Genomic DNA, 21,554 nt, shown 5'->3' on the forward strand with positions numbered 1-21,554 from the left:
ACTCTTTCACCATGCTCTCATTCTCGGGGAGGACGCTGGGGGCATGACTGTTCGCGGCGGGACCGGCTGGGACGCCCACCCCGGTGTGCGGCCGGGGAACCGCGCCGCCGCGGCCGGGATCTCGGCGCTGCTGGTGATCGGGCTCGGTGCGGCGCTGATCATCGTGCCCGTGGCGGTGGTCGCGCTCGGTCTGGCCACTCTCGCCCTGGTGGGGGTGCTCGTGCTGCTGCTCGCGGTGCGTCGCCACGACCGGGTCACGTCCGAGGTCGCGCTCTACGACCTCGACCAGTCACGCCGCTCCACCGCCGTCGCCGAGGACCTGCGGGCCGAGGTCCGGCGCCTGCACGACGATCTGGCCCGCATCACCACCCAGACCGAACGCCTGGGCCGGGCCCGCAAGGAGGACTCATGAGGATCCTGGTGGTCGAGGACGACCCGGCCATGTCCACGATGCTGACCCGCAGCCTGCGCCGCCAGGGGTACGCGGTCGACCCGGCCGGCACCGGCACCGACGCGGTCTGGGCCATCGTCGAGACCGAGTACGACCTGGTCATCCTGGACGCGATGATCCCCGCCCCGGACGGCTTCGAGGTGTGCCGCCAGATCCGCGAACAGAACCGCTGGGTGCCGGTGCTGATGCTGACCGCCCGCAGCGGCATGCCGGACAAGGTCCGCGGCCTCGACGCGGGCGCCGACGACTACCTGACCAAACCGTTCGCCCTCGACGAGCTGCTCGCCCGGGCCCGCGCACTGACCCGCCGCGAACCCCTGCACCGCCCGGCCGCCCTCACCGTCGGCGACCTGGTCCTCGACCCGGCGACCCGCACGGTACGCCGCGGCGACAGCCGTATCGCCCTGTCCCCCAAGGAATTCGCCCTGCTCCACGAACTGATGCGGCGCCCGGGCGAAACCCTCAGCCGCAGCCACCTGATCGAGCACGTGTGGGATTTTGCGTACGACGGCGGCTCGAACGTGGTCGACGTCTACGTCCGCTACCTGCGCGACAAGGTCGACCGCCCGTACGACCGCGACACGATCCGGACCGTGCGCGGCGCCGGCTACCGCCTCGACCCCGACGCCTGACCACGTCTCAGGCCGCGCCTCAGGCCGCGGTGAGAACCCGGTCGAGGGCGGCGACGGCGGCGCCGCGGGCGCCGGCCATGTCGAGGTCGGGGACCAGGGCGAAGGTGGCGGCGGCCTGCTGCTCGGCGCGGAGCTGGGTGTGCTCGCGGACCGTGTTGAGGAACCACTGGCGGAAGTGCGGGGCCGCCTCGACGACACCGCCGCCGAGGAAGTAGGCGGACGGGTCGGTGAAGTTCGCGGCGATGGTGAAGAGCTTGCCGATCGCCTTCGCCTGCTGACCGAAGACGGCCAGCGCGAGGGGGTCCTCCTTCTCCCCGTACCCGCGGAGGAGCTTGGCGGCCTTGTTGATCGGCTCCTGCGCGAGGGGGTGGTCGGGGAACTTCCCCAGCCAGTACGGCAGCAGGTTGTTCTTGATGCCGGTCAGGGACGCGATGCTCTCGACGTCACCCTCGAAGCCGCAGTTGCACAGGGGTACACCCTGGTCCTTCTCCAGCACGCCGTGCAGCGGGATCTGGACGTGGCCGAGCTCGCCCGCCATGCCGGCCGCGCCGCCGACGACCTTGCCGCCCTCGACGACACCGCCGCCGAGGCCGGTGCCGACGATCGCCGCGACCGACGACTTCTCCGACGCCGATGCGCCGAAGTGGCGGTGGTGGGCGTAGAGGGCGGCCGCGTTGGCGTCGTTGTTGTAGATGACCGGGAGGCCGATGCGGGCCTCGAGGGCGCCGCGGATGTCGAAGCCGTGCCAGGAGACCTGGGAGAAGTTGGTCGAGCCCTTCGACGAGATGACACCGTCGGCGCTGGCCGGGCCCGGGGTGTCGAGACCGACCGCACGGACCAGCGTCAGCGGTGTGCTGGTCAGCGCCAGGATGCCGGTGAACGCCTCGGCGAGCTGCTCGACCGCCGATTCGGGGCCGTCGGTCACCAGGCTCGGATTCTCCACCAGGTGATCGACCAGATATTGACCGGTCGCGTCCAGCACGGTCGCGTTGTTGCAGGTGCCGCCGTTGTCGAGACCCACCACGACCCACGACGCCGGGGTCCGCACCACATCGATCTGATCCACAGGCCTGAGCGTACGTCCGCGGGCGCCGGGAAGCGACGGGTGCGCGGGGATTGCGGCTCAGTTGCGTGCGATCGAATGCCCGATGGCCGCCGGGCGACGGGCCGAAGGGCCTGGCATGAAGACGAAGCCTGAGCCGACCCGCCGCGCCGTTCTCGGTGGTGCCGTGGCCGCAGCCGCGACCGTTGCCGGGGGCCTGACCCTCGACGCGGCGCTGGCCGTGCCCGCCGCCGCCGCGACCTCCGTGCCGACCGACCTCGTCTCCGCCGACCCGCTGGCGCACCTGCTGCGCCGCGCCACGTTCGGCCCGACCCCGGCGGCGCTCGCCGAGATCACCAAGCTCGGTGCCGCCAGCTGGCTGGACCGCCAGCTAGACCCCGCGAAGATCGACGACTCGGCGCTGGACTCGCTGCTGACCCGCCTGCCGCTGGCCGGCGCGGACATCGCGACGGTACGCGCCAAGCTGCCCGTGCACTCCTACGACGCGTTCGGCCAGCTGGGCCGGGCCGCGGTCGCCCGGGCGATCTGGAGCAACCGGCAGCTCTTCGAGAGCACGGCCGCGTTCTGGGCCAACCACCTGCACATCGCCGCGCCCTCGAGCGGTGTCTGGGACAGCCGCCCCGACTACGACAGGACCGTGACCCGGAAGCACACGTTCGGGCGGTTCGCCGACATGCTCAAGGCGGCGGCCCGGCACCCGGCGATGCTCACGTACCTCGACAACCGGTCGTCGACCAAGACGCTGCCGAACGAGAACTACGCCCGCGAGCTGATGGAGCTGCACACCGTCGGCATGATCTACAGCGAGGCGGACGTACAGGCGGCGGCCAAACTGCTCACGGGCCTGACCGTCAACAGCACCGGCACGTACGCGTACACGGCCGCCAAGCACGCCACCGGTGCCGTGCGGATCCTCGGCTTCAGCCACGCCAACAGCACCGCGGAGGGTGGCGAGGCGGCCGCGCTGGCGTTCCTCGACCACCTGTCCAAGCACCCGGCGACCGCCGAGCGCCTCGCCACCAAGCTGTGCCACCGCTTCGTCGCCGACGACGCCCCGGCCACGCTGGTCGCGAAGCTCGCCCAGGTCTACCTCGACAACGACACCGCGATCGTGCCGGTGCTGCGTGCGCTGTTCACCTCACCCGAGTTCGCCGCGTCGATCGGTCAGAAGGTGCGGACGCCGTTCGAGGACCTGGTCGCGTCCGTGCGTACCCTCGGTCTGGGTCCGGAGGCCTCGGGGGTCAAGGCCCTCGACGCGCTCTACAACAACCTGGTCAACGCCGGGAACGCCCCTTTCCGCTGGAGCCCGCCGAACGGCTTCCCCGACTTCGCCGCCGCCTGGGCGTCGCCGTCGGCGTTTGTCATGCGCTGCAACAACCACCTGAACCTCGCCACCGGCTGGTACCCCAAGCAGCTCACCCGCCCCACGGACATGCTCAAGGCACTCGTCCCGGTTCTGCCGGCAACTTACGGCGGACTGGTGAACGCCCTGGCCACGCGCCTGATCGGGACCACACTTCCCGCCGACCACGTCGCCGCCGTGCTAAGCGTCGCGGGCAAGCTGCCGACCAGTTCTCTGACCAGCAGTGACAAGTCGATCGCCGGAAGCCTTCCGTACCTGATCGCCCTTGTCCTCGACTCGCCGTCCTTCCAGCTGAGGTGACCACCATGACTGCACAGGCCTGCTGTGACGAGAACAAGAAGCTGCTGACCCGCCGGGGTGTGCTGGGCCGGGGCCTCGCCGCCGGTGCGGCCGGCGCCCTGACCGGCCTCGTCGGCGAAGGGTTGTCGACACGCCTGGCGTTCGCCGCCGACGCGTACGCGGGTGACACCCTCGTGGTGCTGTCCCTGCGCGGCGGATTCGACGGGCTGTCGGCGATCGCACCGATCGGCGACCCGGACTACTACAAGGCCCGCCCGACGATCGCCCTGCCGAAGAGCTCGGCGATCGGCGGCAACACCATGTTCGGCCTGCACCCGGCCCTGGCGCCGCTGCTGCCGATGTGGAAGAACGGCAACCTCGCCGCGGTGCACGCCGTCGGCCAGCCGAACCCCACCCGCTCCCACTTCGCGGCGATGGAAGAGATGGAACGCGCCGCCGCCGGCACGTCGGTGCGCAGCGGCTGGCTCGACCGGATGCTGGGCCAGACCGGCGCGACGGGCCCGCTCGCGGGTGTCTCGCTGGGCAACTCCATGCCCTCGCGCCTCATGAGCGGACCCTCCACCGACATCTCCATGGCGACGGTCGACGGTCTGACCCTGGCCGGCGACAGCGCCAAACGCCCGATCGCCGAGTCCCTGCGCAAGATGTACGCCTCGGCGCCCGGCCTGCTCGCCGCGCCCGCCCTGGCCGCCGACGCCGCCCTGAAGGCGACCACCAGCCTGCGCGCGACGGCGTACACCCCGGCGAACGGTGCCGCGTACCCGGCAACACCGCTGGGGGCCGCCCTGCGCGACGTGGCCCGCATGATCAAGGCCAAGGTCGGCCTGGCCACCGCCGCCGTCGACTGCGGCGACTGGGACATGCACGAGGGCCTCGGCACCGCGGTCAAGGGCCAGCGCATGTACGACAACCTGCTGGAGACGGCCAACGCGCTGGCGGCCTTCGCGGCCGACCTCGGCCCGGCCGGCATGGCCAACGTGACGCTGGTGACGGTGAGCGAGTTCGGCCGCCGCGTCACCGAGAACGCTTCCCGCGGCGTCGACCACGGCCACGGCAACGCGATGCTCCTGATGGGCGGCGGCATCAAGGGCGGCACGGTCTACGGCACCTGGCCGACCCTCGCCCCGGGCGCGCTCGTCGCGGGCGACCTGGCCGCTACGACGGACTACCGCGCGGTGATCGGCGAGATCCTGCAGAAGCGCTGCGGGTTCGGTTCGCTGACCGACGTCTTCCCGGGCGTGACCCCGGCCGCCTTCGGCCTGGCCGCAGCCCGGTAACGGATTCAGGCCGGCAGGCAGGTGCCGCCCGGAAGCAGCCCGACCATCTGCCAGGACGCCGGGCCGGACAACGTGTCGAGGTGACCGACCAGGCAGGTGGCGGCGGTCAGGGGCACACCGAAGACCAGCGTGCCTCGAGCAGCCGGATCGCCGTCGCGGGCCACCCGCACCACCGACCCCGCGTACCCCAGCCGGACGAGTCCGTCGCGGGCCCGGCCGGCGACCATCTCGGTGGGCGTCCCGCCCAGGCCCTCACCGCTCGAGACCACGACGTTCACCACCCGGCCGGCCACCTGGATCAAGGCAGGATCATCGGTACGCCCGGGAGCGAGGCGTTCCTCAGCTGCTCCGCAGCCCTCCAGGGCCCGGTGCTCGCCCGCGGGAACGGCGTAGACGCACGCGGTGTAGATCTCCTCGTCCCGGTCGGCATCAGGGAACAACCGGTCCGCGCGGGACCAGAGACCGCCGCCGACCACGGCCGCGACAGCAAGCGTGCAGAGAATCGCTTTACCTCGCCCGGCCGCCGTCTTGTGCATTTGGCGAAGATACTGGCGAAATCAGTGCGTGAGATCCACCGATCGGCCGTGGTCGGAATGCCGGAGATGCCGCACGCACCAGAGGATCGCCTGATGCACGATCACGCCGATCGCGGTGTTGGCCAGCCCGAGCGCAGCCGACCCGGCGTAGAACCGGTAGTCCCCGCTGATCCCGTCGGCGAGCAGCAGCAACGGCCATCCCACGGTCGCCACGACGAGCGTCGTCCGCCACCACCGCCCGAGCACCAGCCCCAGAACCATCAACGTCGGAATCATCGGCGCCTCCCCATCGGCACCTTCCTGTCTACCAGCCGGAGCAGGCCGCCGGGCCGGCCGGCGGCATTCCGCTGCAGGGTGCACAGATACGAAGCGGCGGCGGTCCCCCCAAGGGCCGCCGCCGCTTCTCCCCTATCACCCGTCGCTCGGGCGACTCCCTTTAGCGGGAGGCGCCGGCGCGGCGCTTGCTCCACACGTCGAAGGCGACTGCGGCGAGCAGCACGATGCCCTTGACGAGGAGGACTGTTTCGCTCTGGGCGCCGATCAGGGACATGCCGTTGTTGATCACGCCCATGATCAGGCCGCCGGTGATGGCGCCGACGACCTTGCCGACGCCGCCCTGGACGGCGGCGCCGCCGATGAAGGCCGCGGCGATGGCGTCGAGCTCGAACTGGTTGCCGGCGGTCGGGTTGGCCTGGTTGAGGCGGCCGGCGAAGATGACGCCGGCCAGGGCGGCCAGGACACCCATGTTCACGAAGATCCAGAAGATGACCGACTTGACCTTGACGCCGGAGAGCGTCGCGGCCTGGAGGTTGCCGCCGACCGCGTAGATCTGGCGGCCGAAGACCGCCCGGTTGGTGAGCAGCGAGTACGCGAGCACGAGGAACGCGAGCAGCACCAGCACCCAGGGGAGGTTCTTGAACCGGGCCAGCTGCACGGTGACGGCGATGACGAGCAGCGACGCCACGGCGATGCGGCCGATGAAGAGCGGCATCGGGTCGACGGCCTGGCCGTACTGGAGGCGGGCCAGGCGGGTGCGCCACTGGGTGAAGACGATGCCCGCGACCGCGACCACGCCGACCAGGATGCTGAACAGGTCCGCGCCGCCGAGGGCGCCGAGGCCGACGTTGCCCAGGTAGCTCTCGGTGAAGCCGTTCGACAGGGTGCGGACCGGCTCCGGGAACGGGCCGATGCCGCGGTTGCCGAGGATGGTCAGCGTCAGGGCGCGGAACAGCAGCATGCCGGCCAGGGTGACGATGAAGGCCGGGATGCCGAAGTAGGCGATCCAGTAGCCCTGCCAGGCGCCGATGATGCCACCGACGATCAGGGTGATCACCAGCGCGAGCGGCCACGGCACGTCGTAGTTGACCATCAGGACCGCGGCGACCGCGCCGCAGACCGCGACCACCGAACCCGCGGACAGGTCGATGTGGCCGGCGATGATGATCAGGATCATCCCGATCGCGAGGATCAGGATGTACGAGTTCTGCACGATGATGTTGCTGATGTTCTGGGGGGCCAGCAGGTCACCGCCCGTGAGGATGGTGAACAGCACCACGATCAGCGCGAACGCGATGTAGATACCGCTCTGGCGCAGGTTCAGGTTGAACCTGCGGGAGTCCCCCGTCGGCCCGGCCGGCGCAGCCGGCGACTCGGCCACCGCGAAGTCGGCGTTGGTGGGTGCGACAGACATCGCGGTTACTCCGTTCCCTTGGTCATGAGCGTCATCAGGCTTTCCTGGGTGGCTTCGTGCCGCGGCACCTCGCCGGTGATCCGGCCCGCCGACAGCGTGTAGATGCGGTCGCAGATCCCGAGCAGTTCCGGCAGCTCGGAGGAGATGACCAGGATGGCCTTACCCTCTTCCGCGAGCCGGTTGATGATCGTGTAGATCTCGTACTTGGCGCCGACGTCGATGCCACGGGTGGGCTCGTCCAGGATCAGCACGTCCGGGTTCGTGAAGATCCACTTGGACAGGACGACCTTCTGCTGGTTGCCGCCGGAGAGCTTGCCCGTGATGCTCAGGACGCTCGGCGCCTTGATGTTCATGCTCTGGCGGAAACCGCCGGCGACCTTGAACTCCTCGTTCTCGTCCACCCAGCCACGCTTCGCGAGCTTGCCCAGGGCAGCCGCGGAGATGTTGCGCTTGATGTCCTCGATGAGGTTCAGGCCGTAGCGCTTGCGGTCCTCCGTCGCGTACGCGATGCCGTGCTTGATCGCGTCGCGGACGGAACGGAGCTGGATCTCCTTGCCGTCCTTGATGATGCGGCCGGAGATGCCGGTGCCGTAGGAGCGGCCGAAGACGCTCATCGCCAGCTCGGTGCGGCCCGCGCCCATCAGGCCGGCCAGACCCACGATCTCGCCGCGGCGCAGGTTGAGGTTGGCGTTGCGGACGACAACACGGCCGTGCTGGGTGGGGCTGTGCACGGTCCAGTCCTCGATCCGGAGCACCTCCTCGCCCACGTTCGACTCGTGGGGCGGGAAGCGGTGGTCGAGGTCGCGGCCCACCATGCCCGAGATGATCTTGTCCTCGGTGACCTGGTCGGTCGCCAGGTCCATGGTGGAGATCGTGCGGCCGTCGCGCAGGATCGTCACGCGGTCGGCGATCGCCATGACCTCGTTGAGCTTGTGCGAGATGATCACGCAGGTGATGCCCTCGTCACGCAGGCCGCGCAGCAGACCGAGCAGGTGCGCCGAGTCCTCGTCGTTGAGCGCCGCGGTGGGCTCGTCGAGGATGAGCAGCCGTACCTCCTTCGACAACGCCTTGGCGATCTCGACCAGCTGCTGCTTGCCGACACCCAGGTCGAGGATCGGGGTGACGGGGTTCTCGTGCAGGCCGACCCGCTGCAGCAACTGGGCGGCGGCGTGGTTGGTGCGGTTCCAGTCGATCAGGCCACGGGTCGCCTGCTCGTTGCCGAGGAAGATGTTCTCGGCGATGGAGAGCTGCTGGGCCAGGGCCAGTTCCTGGTGGATGATGACGATGCCGCGTTCTTCGCTGTCGCGGATGCCGGAGAACCGGCACGCCTCGCCCTCGAAGGTGATCTCGCCGTCGTAGGAGCCGTGCGGGTAGACCCCGGACAGGACCTTCATCAGCGTCGACTTGCCGGCGCCGTTCTCGCCGCAGATCGCGTGGATCTCGCCGCGGCGTACCGAAAGATTGACGTCCTGGAGCGCTTTGACCCCGGGAAACGTCTTGGTGATGTCCTGCATCTGCAGGATCGTGTCGCTCATGCTCATCCCCCAGGGTCGGCACGGAGAAGGACCGGTGCCCGCCGCCGAGAACTCAGCGACGGGCACCGGGGAAGATCACTTCAGGTCCGACTCCTTGTAGTAGCCCGAGTCGACGAGCTCCTTCTGGTAGTTGCTCTTGTAGACGATGACCGAGTCGAGCAGCTGCGCCGGGACGACCTTGACGCCGTTGTCGTAGTCCTTGTCGTTGTTCGTCGTCGGCTTCTGGCCCTTGAGGACCGAGTCGGCCATCTGCACGGTGGTGTCCGCGAGCTTGCGGGTGTCCTTGTAGATGGTGGCGAACTGCTCACCGGCGATGATCGACTTGACCGAGGCGACCTCGGCGTCCTGGCCGGTGACGACCGGGTACGGCTGGCCGGCGGTGCCGTAGCCGTTGCTCTTCAGGGCCGAGAGGATGCCGATCGAGAGACCGTCGTAGGGCGACAGCACGCCGTCGACCTTGGCGCCACCCTTGTAGGTGGAGGTCAGCAGGTTCTCCATGCGGTCCTGCGCGACGGCCGGCTTCCACCGCAGGATCGCGACGGTCTTGAAGTCGGTCTGGTTGCTCTTGACGACCAGGCTCTTGTCGTCGATGTACGGCTTCAGGACCGACATCGCGCCGTTGAAGAAGAACGTGGCGTTGTTGTCGTCGGGCGAACCGGCGAAGAGCTCGATGTTGAACGGGCCCTTGCCGTCACCCTTGGAGCCGTCCTCCTTGAGCAGCTTCAGGCCGACCAGCAGCGAGGTGGCCTGCTGCACGCCGACCTTGAAGTTGTCGAAGGTGGCGTAGTAGTCCACGTTCGGGCTGTTGCGGATCAGGCGGTCATACGCGATGACCGGGATGTTGTTCTCCTTGGCGCTCTGCAGCTGCGTGGTGATCGCCGTGCCGTCGATCGACGCGATGATCAGCAGCTTGGCGCCCCGGGTGATCTGGTTGTCGAGCTGGTTCACCTGGGTCGGGATGTCGTCCTCGGCGTACTGGAGGTCGACCTTGTAACCCTTGGCCTCGAGCTGCTTCTTGAGGTTGTCACCGTCACCGATCCACCGCTCGGAGGAACGGGTCGGCATGGTGACGCCGATCAGCGCGCCGGCGGCGTCCGCAGCACCCGAGGCCTGCTGGTCGACGGTCTTCTCGGTGGAACCGCAGGCGGCCATGGCCACCGTCAGCGTCATGGCCGTGGCCACGGACGCGAGCCGGATCAACTTCATCGTTCTCTCCTTGCGATGTGGGTCGTCGTTGACGCGCACGACGAGGAAACTTTCTCGCACGTCCGCTCAGAAGTAAACATTCCTGAACACTGTTGTTAGCGGTGCGTTACATAACGCCGCTCTGGTGACCTACCTTGCGAACTGACGGTAATAAGCCTGGTTCCAGCGGACGCGGTCCGCGAAGTCGTGCGTGGTCGTGTTCTCGTCGATGAGCAGCAGTTCCGTGTGCAGCATCGTGGCGAAGTCGCGCAGCGGCTCCACCCCGACGGCCTGGGTCAGCACCGTGTGGTGCGGGCCGCCGGCGGTCAGCCAGGACTCGGCCGACGTGGCCAGCGACGGCGCCGGTTTCCACACCGCGCGGGCGACGGGCAGCTTCGGCAGCGGCTCGTCCGGCGGCGTCACCTCGATGACGTTGGCGACCAGGCGGAACCGGTCGCCGAGGTCGGCCATCCCGATCGTCACGCCCGCCCCGGGTGCGGCGTCGAAGACCAGGCGTACGGGGTCCTCGCGCCCGCCGATGCCGAGCGGGTGGATCTCGCAGGACGGCTTGTCCGCGGCGATGCTGGGACAGACCTCGAGCATGTGCGCGCCCAGGATCTTCTGCTCGCCCGGACCGAAGTGGTACGTGTAGTCCTCCATGAACGAGGTGCCGCGGCCGGTGCCCGTACCCATGGCCTTGACCGCCGCGAGCAGCGCGGACGTCTTCCAGTCGCCCTCGCCGCCGAAGCCGTAGCCGTCGGCCATGAGCCGCTGCACGGCCAGCCCGGGCAGCTGGCGCAGGCCGCCGAGGTCCTCGAAGTTCGTGGTGAACGCGCCGAAACCGCCGTCGGTCAGGAACGTCCGCAGACCGGCCTCGATCCGTGCCGCGTACCGCAGCGACTCGTGGCGGTCACCGCCGCGGGCCAGTTGCGGGTCCAGCCGGTAGACGTCGGCGTACTCCGCGACCAGTGCGTCGACCTCGCTGTCCGGCGTCGCGTCGACCACGGCGACCAGGTCGTTCACGCCGTACGTGTTGACCGAGACGCCGAACTTGAGCTCGGCCTCGACCTTGTCACCCTCGGTGACGGCGACGTCGCGCATGTTGTCGCCGAACCGCGCGAGCCGCAGGCCCCGCAGGTGCTGCACACCGGCCGCGGCTCGCGCCCAGCCGTCGATGCGCGTGACCACGCTCGGATCCGAGGCGTGCCCGGCGATGGTCTTGCGGGCCACCCCGATGCGGGTCTGGATGTAGCCGAACTCCCGGTCGCCGTGCGCGGCCTGGTTGAGGTTCATGAAGTCCATGTCGATGGACGCCCACGGCAGGGTCTGGTTGAGCTGGGTGTGCAGGTGCAGCAGCGGCTTGCGCAGAGCGTCCAGCCCGGTGATCCACATCTTGGCCGGCGAGAACGTGTGCATCCACGCGATCACACCCAGGCAGGACGGGTCGGCGTTGGCCTCGAGCATGACCGTACGGATGGCGGAGCTGTCGGTGAGCACCGGCTTGCTGACGATCTCGGCCGAGATCCCGCCCGAGGAGGTGAGGAGCTGCTGGATCTGCTGCGACTGCGACGCGACCTGGTCCAGGGTCTCGGGCCCGTAGAGGTGCTGGCTGCCGGTGAGGAACCAGATCTGCGGCTTCATCGGGTGGACTCCTGTCCGTAGGCGTGCTGGTAGCGGTCGTAGAGGGCGTCGACGTCGGCCTGCGCGATGCGGACGGGCTCGCCGAGCTGCCGGGAGATGTGCACGGTGCGGGCCACGTCCTCGCACAGGACGGCGGCCTTCACGGCGGCCTTCGCGCTGGCCCCGATGGTGAAGACGCCGTGGTTGCGCATCAGCACGGCCGGCGAGCGGTGCCCCTGCAGGGTCTCGACGATGCCCCGGCCGATCGAGTCGTCGCCGATCAGCGCGAACGGCCCGACCGGGATCTCACCGCCGAACTCGTCGGCGATCATCGTCAGCACGCACGGGATCGCCTCACCGCGGGCGGACCAGGCGGTCGCGTACGTCGAGTGCGTGTGCACCACTCCCCCGACGTGCGGCATGTGCTTGTACACGTACGCGTGGGCCGCGGTGTCCGAGGACGGGCTGAGCTCGCCGTCGACGAGGGTGCCCTCCAGGTCGGTGACGACCATGTTGTCGGCGGTGATCTCGTCGTAGCGGACACCGGACGGCTTGATGACCAGCAGGTCGGCGCCGGGCACCCGGGCGGAGACGTTGCCCGCGGTCCACACCACGAGCTCGTTGCGGGGCAGTTCGGCGTGCAGGTCGGCGACCTGCTGCCGGATCTGCTTGATCGCGTCGGTGATGATCACGCGGCCACCACCCGGCGCTGGATGCTGCGGAGCGTGCGCATGACCTTGTTACCGCCGCGGCCGAAGTAGTCGTGCAGCTTCGTGTACTCCGCGAAGAGCTCGTCGTAGACCGCCGCGGCCTCGGGATCGGGCTTGTAGACCGCGGTCTCCTTGCGGCCCATGGCTGCCGCGGCCGTCCGGACATCCGGGTACGCCCCGGCAGCGGCCGCCGCGTGGATGGCCGAGCCGAGCGCGGGCCCCTGGTCGGAGCCGATCACCGACAGCGGCATCCGCAGCACGTCCGCGTAGATCTGCATGAGCAGGCTGTTCTTGACCAGTCCACCGGCGGCGACGAACTCGCTGACCGGCACGCCGGCGGCGGTGAAGGTCTCGACGATGGTGCGGGTGCCGAACGCGGTCGCCTCGATCAGCGCCCGGTAGACGTCCTCGGGCCGCGTCGCCAGGGTCTCGCCGATCAGCAGGCCGGACAGCTCGTGGTCGACCAGCACCGAGCGGTTGCCGCTGTGCCAGTCGAGCGCGATCAGCCCGTGCTCGCCCGGCCGCTGCCGGGACGCCAGCTCGGTGAGGTGCTCGTGGGTGAACTCCGGCGCGAGGTAACGCAGGTAGTGGGCGAAGATGTCGCCGACCCCGCTCTGCCCGGCCTCGTAACCGAACAGTCCGGCGACGATGCCGCCGTTGACGACCCCGCACATGCCGGGGACCTCGACGACCTCGGCGCCGTTCATCACGTGGCAGGTCGAGGTGCCCATGATGGCGACCATCTGACCCGGCTCGAGTGCCTGGGCGGCGGCGGAGGTGACGTGCGCGTCGACGTTGCCCACCGCGACCGCGATGCCCTCGGGCAGGCCCGTCCAGGCCGCGGCCTCGGCGCTCAGCGTGCCCGCGGCCGAGCCGAGCTCCCCGATGGGCTGGTCCAGCTTGTCGGCCACGAAGGTCGCGAACGCCGGGTTGAGCGCGGCCAGGAACTCCGGTGACGGGTAGTGGCCGTCCTGGCGGATCCCCTTGTACCCGGCGGTGCAGGCGTTGCGGACGTAGGTGCCGGTGAGCTGCCAGATGATCCAGTCGGCGGCCTCGACCCAGCGGTCCATCCGCTCGTAGAGCTCCGGGTCCTCCTCCAGCAGCTGCAGCGCCTTGGCGAACTCCCACTCCGAGGAGATCAGTCCGCCGTACCGGGGCAGCCACGCTTCCCCGCGCTCGGCGGCGAGCTGGTTGATCCGGTCGGCGTGCGGCTGGGCGGCGTGGTGACGCCAGAGCTTCACGTACGCGTGGGGGCGGTTCGCCAGACCCTCGACCTCGCTCAGCGGGGTGCCGTCGGCGAGCGCCGGGACCATCGTGCAGGCGGTGAAGTCGGTGCCGATGCCGACCACGAGCGACGGGTCGACGCCGGCGGCGCGCACCGCGGCGGGCACGGCCTCACGCAGCACCTCGACGTAGTCGCCGGGCACCTGCAGCGCCCAGTCGTGACCGAGCGGGGTGCCGTCGGGCAGCGCGTCGGTGAGGACCGCGTGCGGGTACTCGTGGACGGCCGAACCGAGCTCGGCGCCGTCGGCGACGCGGACGACGACGGCCCGCCCGGAAAGCGTGCCGAAGTCGACGCCGATCACGTAGGACTCGGACGGAACGTCGGGCATGGGTGAAATACCTCCGCGAAGGGGGGATCCGGCGTGTCGCAAGCCACACGCCGGGCGGCGTGGGATCGAGTGTGAGCGCTAACATTTCCGATGTCAACGGGTTGCCGGTTACAACGAGGCAACCTTGCCGAAACCGTTTACGCAGGCGGGCCGACGGACGCGCGCTCGACCAGGGACGGGGCGATCACGATCCGGTTCGGCGGTGCGGCCTCGTCGGTGAGCTGAGCCAGGAGCAGGTCCAGGCCCGCGTGCGCGACCGCGGCGAAGTCCGGTCGCACGGTGGTCAGCGGCGGGATGAAGAACGCCGCCTCGGGCACGTCGTCGAAGCCGACGACACTCACGTCCTGCGGCACACGCCGGCCGTGCTCGCTGAACGCCCGCAGCAGACCCAGCGCCTGATGGTCGTTGGCGGCAAAAACGGCGGTCACCTCGGGCATGCGGGCCAGCATGCGGCCGGCGTCGTAACCCGACGAGGCCGACCAGTCACCCGTCACCAGCGGCGGCACCTCGGCGCCGGCGTCGGCGAGGGCGCCGCGCCAGCCCTCGATGCGCCAGGCCGCGTCGTACCACTCGGCCGGTCCGGAGATGTGCCAGACCGTGCGGTGACCGGCGGCCAGCAGATGCTCGGTGGCGGCGCGCGCCCCGGCGGCCTGGTCGACGGTCACGAGCGTGTGCGAACGCTCGGGGTCGCCGTCGATGGTCACGAGCGGGACACCGACCGGCATGTCCTCGAGGGCGTCGTCGGCGGACTTCACCGGCGCGATCACCACCAGACCGGCGACCCGCTGATCGAGGTGGCGCTCGACGGCACCGGCGATCGACTCGCGGTCGAGGCGGCCGACACTGCCGACGCTGACGGCAAAACCGGCCTCGGCCGCGGCCTGCTCGAACGCGGCCAGCAGCGACGCCGGACCGTAGAGCGTGCTGTTCTGCGCGACGATGCCGATCAGCTGCGAGCGCCCGGTGACCAGGGCACGGGCGGCGCGGTTGGGGCGGTACCCCAGCTCGGCGATGGCGGCACGCACCCGCAGCCGGGTCTGCTCGCGCACGTTGGGGTGGTCGTTGAGGACCCGCGACACGGTCTGGTGCGAGACACCGGCGAGACGGGCGACATCGGTCATGGCGGGGCTGCGCGCTGACCGAACGTCCACAGCGGCTCCTCGATGGTGTCTCGCTCTATGGGCCCGGTCGTCATTGTTAGCGATAACAAGATCGGCGTCAACTGCGCGTTCACCCGATCTTGCACCGACCCGTACGCTCGGCAGTGATGGACGCTGTACCGGTTTCTCCGCCGCCGAAGGGCCCCTTCGTGCTCGACACCGGCCGCGACGACGGCTTCGCGTCGCTGCGCGCACCGGGCCGGCCGCGCGCCGAACGGTACGGGCTGGGCCGTTCCCTGCGTGAGCGGTCGCCGCGGACGAACCTTGCGCACTGGACGCCCGCGCCCGACCGCGCCGACCCGGTGCAGCAGATCATCGAGGCCCACGAGGGCCGGCTCTCCTGGCTGATCCCGGTCCGCGTCGGTCGCATGATCGCCTCGCCGTACGCGTTCCTGCGCGGCTCGGCCAACATCATGGCCGACGACTTCGCCTCGCTGCCGCACACCGGGATCACCCCGGTGATCTGCGGCGACGCCCACCTGGGCAACTTCGGCTTCTACGCCTCGCCCGAGCGTGAGCTGGTCTTCGACCTCAACGACTTCGACGAGGCCCACCCGGGCGCCTGGGAGTGGGACCTGCGCCGGCTCGTCACCAGCGTGTGGGTCGCCGGGCGGCAGAACGGCTTCCGCGAGCACGCCTGCTCCGACGCCGTGAAGCACTGCGTCGAGGAGTACCGCGAGCAGATCGGCCACCTCGCCGCGCAGCCCCTGCTGGCCCGCTCCTTCGACGCCCTCGACATCGACGACCTGCGCAAGGCGGCCACCAGGGCCAGCTTCCGCGAGGAGATCGAACGTGCCGCCCGCCGGGCCCGCCGCCGCACGAGCGACCGCGCCCTGCCGCGCTTCACCGAGCAGCGCGACGGCACCGCCCGGCTGGTGCAGGAGCCGCCGCTGATCACCCGGCCGAGCGACACCGAGATCGCGTACCTGTCGGCGGCACTCGACGGGTACCTCAACACCCTGCCGCCGCACTGGGCGCGGATCCTGGCCGGATATCGGATCGTGGACATCGCGCACAAGGTGGTCGGGGTCGGTTCGGTGGGACTGCGGGCGTACGTCGCATTGTGCGAGGGCAGCAGCCCGGACGACGTGGTGTTCCTGCAGCTCAAGCAGGCCCGCCGCTCGGTCATCGCCAAACACCAGCACGGCGAGGCGGCCTGGCACCGGCACCAGGGCCAGCGCGTCGTGGAATATCAGCAGGCGCTGCAGACGGTCAGCGACCCGCTGCTGGGCTGGGCCACGGTCGGCGACCAGCAGTTCTACGTGCGGCAGTTCCGCGACATGAAGGGCGCGATCGTCGTCGAGGACATCAACGCCGCCGCGCTCGCCGATTACGCGGGCATCTGTGGATATCTGCTGGCCAAGAGTCACGCCCGCACCAGCGGCGCGTCCATGATCGCGGGGTACATCGGCGGGAGCGACAAGCTCGACGACATGCTCGCGAAGTTCGCCCGCGCCTACGCGGACCAGGTCGAGAGCGACCACCAACGCCTGGTCACCGCGGTGCGCCAGGGCCTTCTTCCGGCGGAGTACGCATGAGCGGCCAGCTGTCCCTGTCCTCCGAGACCGTCCTGCAGTTCTGGACGGAACGCCACCTGTGCACGCTGACCACGCTGCGGGCCGACGGGTCGCCGCACGTCGTACCGGTCGGCGCCACCGTGGACCCCGAGGCCGGCCTGCTGCGGGTGATCGCGTCGGGCGGCTCGGCCAAGGTCCGCCATGTCCGGGCGGGCGGCGGACGCGTGGCGATCTGCCAGGTCGAAGGGCCGCGCTGGAGCACGATCGAGGGCCACGCCGTGGTCCGGGACGACCCCGAGTCGGTGGCCGACGCCGAGCGGCGGTACGCCGAGCGTTACCGCCAGCCCCGCCCCAACCCCGAACGTGTGGTCATCGAGGTGACGATCACCAAGGTGCTCGGCTCAGCCAGCCTGGGTGCTCCGCGCTGACGCCGCCGGGTCACTGGTAGGAGATCAGCTCCGGGACGTTCTTGAACTCGAGCAGGTCGCGGGGCCCGTACCGTTTGACGTCCTCGTCGTAGAAGAGCTTGTAGCCGAGGTGGAACTGCTGCGGGCGGCGCAGGCGGTCCCAGGTCGCGTCCTTCTCCGAGCGGGTGCCGAAACCGTCGACGTGCTGGACCAGGGCCAGGCCCGGTCGCTTCTGGATCTTCGCGACGTCGGGCAGCATCGACGAGCGGAACTGGTGCAGCACGAAGAGCTTCTCCGGCAGCCGGTGCCGCTGGACGAGGCCGGACACGTACCCGGAGACGCGGTTGACCTCGGCCGCGTCGACCTTGCCGATGGTCTTGCCCGGGACCTTGCCCTTCGGCATCCGCCACTCCGGGTCGAGTGCAAGACCGACGTGCGGCTGCACGAGGAAGCGTTCGAGCTGCCGGGCCTGCGGCAGGAAGTCGCCGCGTCCCGGCTGCAGGTCGAGGATGACCAGGACCTTGTTGCGGCGGGCCTGGTCGACGTACTGCTCGATCTTGTCGAGGCTGATCATCTGGCTGTAGTCGCCGTCCTTGCCGGGTGCGGCCTGGGCGACGCTCGCGATCAGCTCGTAGGCCACCTGCACCTTGCGGTCACCGGCGAACGGCTTCGCGGCCTTCCGCAGTTTCGGCAGCATCTTGTCGGGACTGCCCTCGCCGAGCACTCCCAGCGTGCCGGAGCCCGGTGTGCCGTAGTAGGCGACCACGCGGTACGCCGGGAAGATCTTGGTCCCCCCGAGCGGGAGCTCCTGAGGTTTGGCCGGCGCGGCCTCGGTGGGCGGCTGCGACGGGACGGCCGACGGCGCCGGTGAGGCCACGACCTTCTTGTCGTCGGATTGGTTGCTGCAGCCGGTGAGGGCGGCGATGACCAGAATCGCCAGGACAAACGCGCGCACATCGACCTCCCTGTCTGTGAGCTCGGGCCACCGTACTGCCGGGCGCCGACACTTTCAGCGCTCGCACCCAGCCGGGATTGAGTACGCGAGCCCATCCGCGCAGGCCGCGCCCACGGAAAGGTCTACGGGCATGACCTCCGCCACCATGCCCGGCTCCGCGGCCGCCCTCGCCGCCGCGACCCCGGCCGGCCGTGACCGCTACGTCGACCTCCTGCGGGTCGTCTCCCTCGGTGTTGTGATCGCCGGACACTGGCTCATGGCCGTACCGGTGCGGGACGCCGGCGGGACCACCCGGGTGACCAACGTCCTGGCCCTGGTCCCGGTCCTGCAGCCGATGACCTGGCTGCTGCAGGTGATGCCGGTGTTCTTCCTGGTCGGCGGTTTCGCCCACGCGACCGCGCTGGCATCGATCACCCGGCGCGGCGGCGGGTACGCGGACTTCGCGCGCTCCCGCACGAGCCGGCTGCTGCGGCCCACGGCGGTCTTCGCCGGCGTCTGGCTGGTCCTCGCGCTCGCTGCCGCGCTGGCCGGCCAGGACCACGGCCTGGTCCGGGTCGCCCTGCGTACGGTGGTGCAACCACTGTGGTTCCTCGGCGTCTACCTGGGACTGGTGGCCCTGGCCCCGGTGATGTGGCGTCTGCACCGCCGCTTCGGCGCGGGGGTGCCGGTGGCCCTGCTCGCGTCCGCGATCGTCGTCGACGTGCTGCGCTTCCACGGGCACCCGCAGGTGGCGATCCTCAACCTGCTGCTCGTCTGGGGCGCCGTCCACCAGCTCGGATTCCTGTACGCGGACGGCACGCTCCAGCGCGGCGGGCACAAGCTCGCCCTCCTGCTGACCGGTGCGGGGCTGGCGGCGGTTGTCCTGCTCACCACGGTCGGGCCGTACCCGGTGTCGATGGTGGGTGTGCCCGGCGAGAAGGTGTCCAACATGTCCCCGCCGACGGTGGCTCTCGCGGCGCACGCGGTGTGGCTGATCGGGCTCGTCCTGCTGCTGCGTGGCCCGGCGACGCGATGGCTGGCCCGGGCCCGGGTCTGGAAGGCCGTCGTCGCGGCGAACGGCCTGGCCATGACCGCGTTCCTGTGGCACCTGAGCGCGGCGTTCGTGGTGCTGGTGGCGATCGGCGGCCTGTCCCTCGGCGAGCCGGGCACCGCGGCGTGGTGGGCGACCCGGCCCCTGTGGCTCGGCGCGGCGGCGCTGGTCACGGCCCTGCTGGTGCTCGTCTTCCGGCGCTTCGACGCGGCCCGGCCCACAGTGATCACCTCGGCCGCGTCCTGGCCCGCGGCGATCGGGGCGGCGCTGTGCACCCTCGGCGTGCTCGGCGTCTCGGCGGTCGGCTTCGGCGGGCTGCTCGACGGGCGCACGGCGCTGCTGCTGGTCGTACCGGTCACGGCGCCCGTCACGATCGCCCTGGTCGCGGCCGGTGCCGGGATGCTGCGGATCGGCGCGCGGAAATCGCGATAGCTTGGGGCGGTGAGCAGTCTCGAAGCGGACCCCGAGGTCCCGGCACCGGCTTCCTCCGCACCCGCGGGCACCGAGGTGCTCGAAGGTGCGCCGGTGGCGCTCGGCGGGCCCCGCGGGCTCGAAGTCACCCGGACGCTGCCGAACAAGCACCGGCGGATGGTCGGCGCGTGGTGCTTCCTGGACGCGTACGGGCCGCACGACCTGGGCGGATCGGCGGGCATGCGCGTCGGTCCGCACCCGCACATCGGACTGCAGACGGTCAGCTGGCTGGTCTCCGGCGAGATCCTGCACCGCGACAGCCTCGGCAGCCTGCGGGAGGTCCGCCCCGGACAGCTCAACCTCATGACCGCGGGGCGCGGCATCTCGCACTCCGAGGAGACACCGGACAAGCACAGTGCGCTGCTGCAGGGCGTACAGCTGTGGGTGGCCCTGCCGAGCAGTGACCGGGAGGTGGGACCGTCCTTCGCCCACCACGCGGATCTCCCTGTCGTCACGACCGGCGGTCTGACCGCGACCGTCCTCATGGGTGAGCTGGCCGGCGCGGTCTCCCCCGCGACCTGCTACTCCCCGCTGGTGGGCGCGGAGATCACCCTCGCCGCCGGCACCGACGAGACCCTGCCCCTGAGACCCGATTTCGAGTACGCGGTACTGACGCTCGACGGTGCCGCCGGTGTCGAGGGCACCACCCTCGAGCCCGGCCCACTGCTCTACCTGGGCGACGGGCGTTCGCAGCTCCGCCTCAGCGCCGCAGCGACGACCCGGCTGATGCTGATCGGCGGCGAACCGTTCGGCGAGGAGATCGTCATGTGGTGGAACTTCGTCGGCCGCGATCACGAGGAGATCGTCGCCGCCCGCGAGGCGTGGGAGTCCAGGGCGGACGGCGGACGCTTCGGACAGGTACGCGGCTACGCCGGCCCGGACATCCCCGCGCCGCCGATGCCGATCACCCGTCTCGTGGCCCGCGGCCGTACGCGCTGACGGTTTCGGCCGGGTCGCACAAAAGCGGCTTGACGCTGGTCCCGGGCGGGCGGATCGTCAGAGAGGTAACCCTGCACGCGGGCTGAAGGAGTCCACCGTGAGCCTGCTCGACGTGGGAAAACTCGCCCTCATCACCGTCACCCCGACCCTCATCGGCGCCCTGGTCGTCTACGCGCCGAAATGGTGCTCGGCCGTGGCGCGGGCTTGGCCCCGCACAACCGCCGACGAGCCCGTCCCGGCCGGCCCGCCCATCGAACAACTGGCGGCCGACCTGCGCCGCCTGCTGCGCCTGCACGACGAACTGACCGGCTCCGCCCACATCGCGATGCGCGCCCACCGGCTGTGGGCGGTCGAAGCGGCGATCAGCGTCCGGGCGGTCGAGGCCGCGCAGGCCCTCGACGTGCCACACCTCGAGCCGGCGCCGGACGGCATGCTGAGCCGGACCGAGCTCGGGCGGCTGCTCCACGCCCTCGCAGACTCCGGTCTGGTGCTCCCGGCCACGGTCGGACCGTTCACCAAGGACGGGCGGATCTAGTGCCTCCGCCCTGGTGCCTCTGCACTGCGGCGGAGTTGGTGTCGAAACGGCGGCGGGTGCACCCGCCGCCGTTCCTGTGCCCCCTGGCGGCGGCCTACAACGGGGGGCGGTGGCCGCCTGCCGGGGAGTTCATCGTGGACAGCGTCCAGGAGTCCAGACGGCGCAGGGCCGTCCGGAAGGTGGCGCGCACGGCGCCGAGGTCGAAGCGCGGCATGATCCGCTCCTTCGCGGCCGGTGTCGTGTATCGGTCACTTCCTGGGCGGGCCACCGCGTCCGGTGGCTCACCGCGGGCCGGCACTGCGCCGGACCGGCCCGTGACTCCAACGGTGACACCCCGTCACCCCATGATCCGTGGCTCGGCGACGTGTCCCTCACCACGATGACGCTCGGTGACCGACCTTGCTGTCGCTCACCTCAGCGGCTCATTAAGAATGGCTTAAATTCGACGAGCAGCCACGTCCCCGAAACAATCGGAACGGTTGATGGAATGGACGGCAACCGCAGGCGCCGTTGTCACTTTCCGTCAATTGTCCCGGACCTTCCGTACCTCGTACCCCGGCGATTG

The 21,554-nt window shown here is 70.4% G+C and carries 20 protein-coding genes; 9 read left to right on the forward strand and 11 right to left on the reverse strand.

Annotation, left to right across the window (positions count from 1 at the left end):
• Positions 1 to 43: 43 nt before the first annotated feature.
• Together AFR_RS25635 and AFR_RS25640 are read left to right on the forward strand one after the other, a co-directional pair.
• Positions 44 to 412 (forward strand): hypothetical protein, encoded by a 369-nt coding sequence (locus AFR_RS25635; RefSeq protein WP_023363990.1) that lies wholly within the window; start codon positions 44 to 46, stop codon positions 410 to 412.
• Positions 409 to 1,083 carry a response regulator transcription factor gene (locus AFR_RS25640; protein WP_023363992.1) on the forward strand — a complete coding sequence of 225 codons (675 nt, stop codon included), beginning with the start codon at positions 409 to 411 and terminating at the stop codon, positions 1,081 to 1,083. The genes AFR_RS25635 and AFR_RS25640 overlap by 4 nt, the downstream gene beginning before the upstream one ends.
• 19 nt (positions 1,084 to 1,102) lie before the next feature.
• On the opposite strand, the gene AFR_RS25645 is transcribed toward AFR_RS25640, so the two are convergent.
• Entirely contained in the window at positions 1,103 to 2,149 is a 1,047-nt protein-coding gene (locus AFR_RS25645) for an ROK family protein (RefSeq protein WP_023363994.1), read from the reverse strand.
• A gap of 115 nt (positions 2,150 to 2,264) precedes the next feature.
• On the opposite strand from AFR_RS25645, the gene AFR_RS25650 reads away from it, so the two are divergent.
• Together AFR_RS25650 and AFR_RS25655 are read left to right on the forward strand one after the other, a co-directional pair.
• The gene (locus AFR_RS25650; protein ID WP_023363996.1) at positions 2,265 to 3,809 is read left to right on the forward strand and encodes a DUF1800 domain-containing protein; all 1,545 of its coding nucleotides are present in this window, start codon (positions 2,265 to 2,267) and stop codon (positions 3,807 to 3,809) included.
• A 5-nt stretch (positions 3,810 to 3,814) separates the two neighbouring features.
• Complete coding sequence (locus tag AFR_RS25655; RefSeq protein WP_023363998.1) at positions 3,815 to 5,086, forward strand: DUF1501 domain-containing protein; 1,272 nt, start codon at positions 3,815 to 3,817, stop codon at positions 5,084 to 5,086.
• 5 nt (positions 5,087 to 5,091) lie between these two features.
• On the opposite strand, the gene AFR_RS25660 is transcribed toward AFR_RS25655, so the two are convergent.
• The 9 genes from AFR_RS25660 to AFR_RS25700 all read right to left on the reverse strand — a co-directional run bounded on the left by AFR_RS25660 (position 5,092) and on the right by AFR_RS25700 (position 15,096).
• Complete coding sequence (locus AFR_RS25660; RefSeq protein WP_023364000.1) at positions 5,092 to 5,622, reverse strand: hypothetical protein; 531 nt, start codon at positions 5,620 to 5,622, stop codon at positions 5,092 to 5,094.
• A 21-nt stretch (positions 5,623 to 5,643) separates the two neighbouring features.
• Complete coding sequence (locus AFR_RS25665) at positions 5,644 to 5,898, reverse strand: hypothetical protein (RefSeq protein ID WP_041841132.1); 255 nt, start codon at positions 5,896 to 5,898, stop codon at positions 5,644 to 5,646.
• Between the two features lie 160 nt (positions 5,899 to 6,058).
• Entirely contained in the window at positions 6,059 to 7,312 is a 1,254-nt protein-coding gene (mmsB, locus tag AFR_RS25670) for a multiple monosaccharide ABC transporter permease (protein WP_023364004.1), read from the reverse strand.
• A 5-nt stretch (positions 7,313 to 7,317) separates the two neighbouring features.
• The gene (gene mmsA / locus AFR_RS25675; protein WP_023364006.1) at positions 7,318 to 8,847 is read right to left on the reverse strand and encodes a multiple monosaccharide ABC transporter ATP-binding protein; all 1,530 of its coding nucleotides are present in this window, start codon (positions 8,845 to 8,847) and stop codon (positions 7,318 to 7,320) included.
• Positions 8,848 to 8,922: 75 nt separating this feature from the next.
• Positions 8,923 to 10,053 carry a multiple monosaccharide ABC transporter substrate-binding protein gene (gene chvE, locus AFR_RS25680; protein WP_023364008.1) on the reverse strand — a complete coding sequence of 377 codons (1,131 nt, stop codon included), beginning with the start codon at positions 10,051 to 10,053 and terminating at the stop codon, positions 8,923 to 8,925.
• Between the two features lie 129 nt (positions 10,054 to 10,182).
• Positions 10,183 to 11,673: an L-arabinose isomerase gene (araA, locus tag AFR_RS25685; protein ID WP_023364010.1), complete on the reverse strand. Its 1,491-nt coding sequence runs from the start codon at positions 11,671 to 11,673 to the stop codon at positions 10,183 to 10,185.
• Positions 11,670 to 12,338, reverse strand: a complete 669-nt coding sequence (locus AFR_RS25690) for an L-ribulose-5-phosphate 4-epimerase (RefSeq protein ID WP_041842706.1) — start codon at positions 12,336 to 12,338, stop codon at positions 11,670 to 11,672. Before AFR_RS25690 ends, araA begins: the two co-directional genes overlap by 4 nt.
• Positions 12,339 to 12,340: 2 nt before the next feature.
• Positions 12,341 to 13,975, reverse strand: coding sequence for a ribulokinase (gene araB / locus AFR_RS25695; protein WP_023364014.1), 1,635 nt, complete (start codon positions 13,973 to 13,975; stop codon positions 12,341 to 12,343).
• 137 nt (positions 13,976 to 14,112) lie between these two features.
• Positions 14,113 to 15,096: a LacI family DNA-binding transcriptional regulator gene (locus AFR_RS25700; protein WP_023364016.1), complete on the reverse strand. Its 984-nt coding sequence runs from the start codon at positions 15,094 to 15,096 to the stop codon at positions 14,113 to 14,115.
• A gap of 146 nt (positions 15,097 to 15,242) precedes the next feature.
• On the opposite strand from AFR_RS25700, the gene AFR_RS25705 reads away from it, so the two are divergent.
• A complete protein-coding gene (locus tag AFR_RS25705; RefSeq protein ID WP_084298131.1) occupies positions 15,243 to 16,673 on the forward strand; it encodes a DUF2252 domain-containing protein in 1,431 nt (476 codons plus the stop codon).
• Positions 16,670 to 17,080, forward strand: coding sequence for a pyridoxamine 5'-phosphate oxidase family protein (locus AFR_RS25710; protein ID WP_023364020.1), 411 nt, complete (start codon positions 16,670 to 16,672; stop codon positions 17,078 to 17,080). The genes AFR_RS25705 and AFR_RS25710 overlap by 4 nt, the downstream gene beginning before the upstream one ends.
• Positions 17,081 to 17,090: 10 nt before the next feature.
• Here the strand turns inward: AFR_RS25710 and AFR_RS25715 are convergent, their stop codons facing one another.
• Entirely contained in the window at positions 17,091 to 18,014 is a 924-nt protein-coding gene (locus AFR_RS25715; RefSeq protein WP_023364022.1) for a hypothetical protein, read from the reverse strand.
• 130 nt (positions 18,015 to 18,144) lie between these two features.
• On the opposite strand from AFR_RS25715, the gene AFR_RS25720 reads away from it, so the two are divergent.
• From AFR_RS25720 to AFR_RS25730, 3 genes are all read left to right on the forward strand, one after another.
• Positions 18,145 to 19,476, forward strand: a complete 1,332-nt coding sequence (locus AFR_RS25720; protein WP_023364024.1) for an acyltransferase family protein — start codon at positions 18,145 to 18,147, stop codon at positions 19,474 to 19,476.
• 9 nt (positions 19,477 to 19,485) lie between these two features.
• A complete protein-coding gene (locus AFR_RS25725) occupies positions 19,486 to 20,454 on the forward strand; it encodes a pirin family protein (protein WP_023364026.1) in 969 nt (322 codons plus the stop codon).
• 97 nt (positions 20,455 to 20,551) lie between these two features.
• Positions 20,552 to 20,989, forward strand: coding sequence for a hypothetical protein (locus AFR_RS25730; RefSeq protein WP_023364028.1), 438 nt, complete (start codon positions 20,552 to 20,554; stop codon positions 20,987 to 20,989).
• Positions 20,990 to 21,554: the final 565 nt, after the last annotated feature.

It is taken from the genome of Amorphoplanes friuliensis DSM 7358, from assembly GCF_000494755.1.
Lineage (GTDB): Bacteria > Actinomycetota > Actinomycetes > Mycobacteriales > Micromonosporaceae > Actinoplanes > Actinoplanes friuliensis.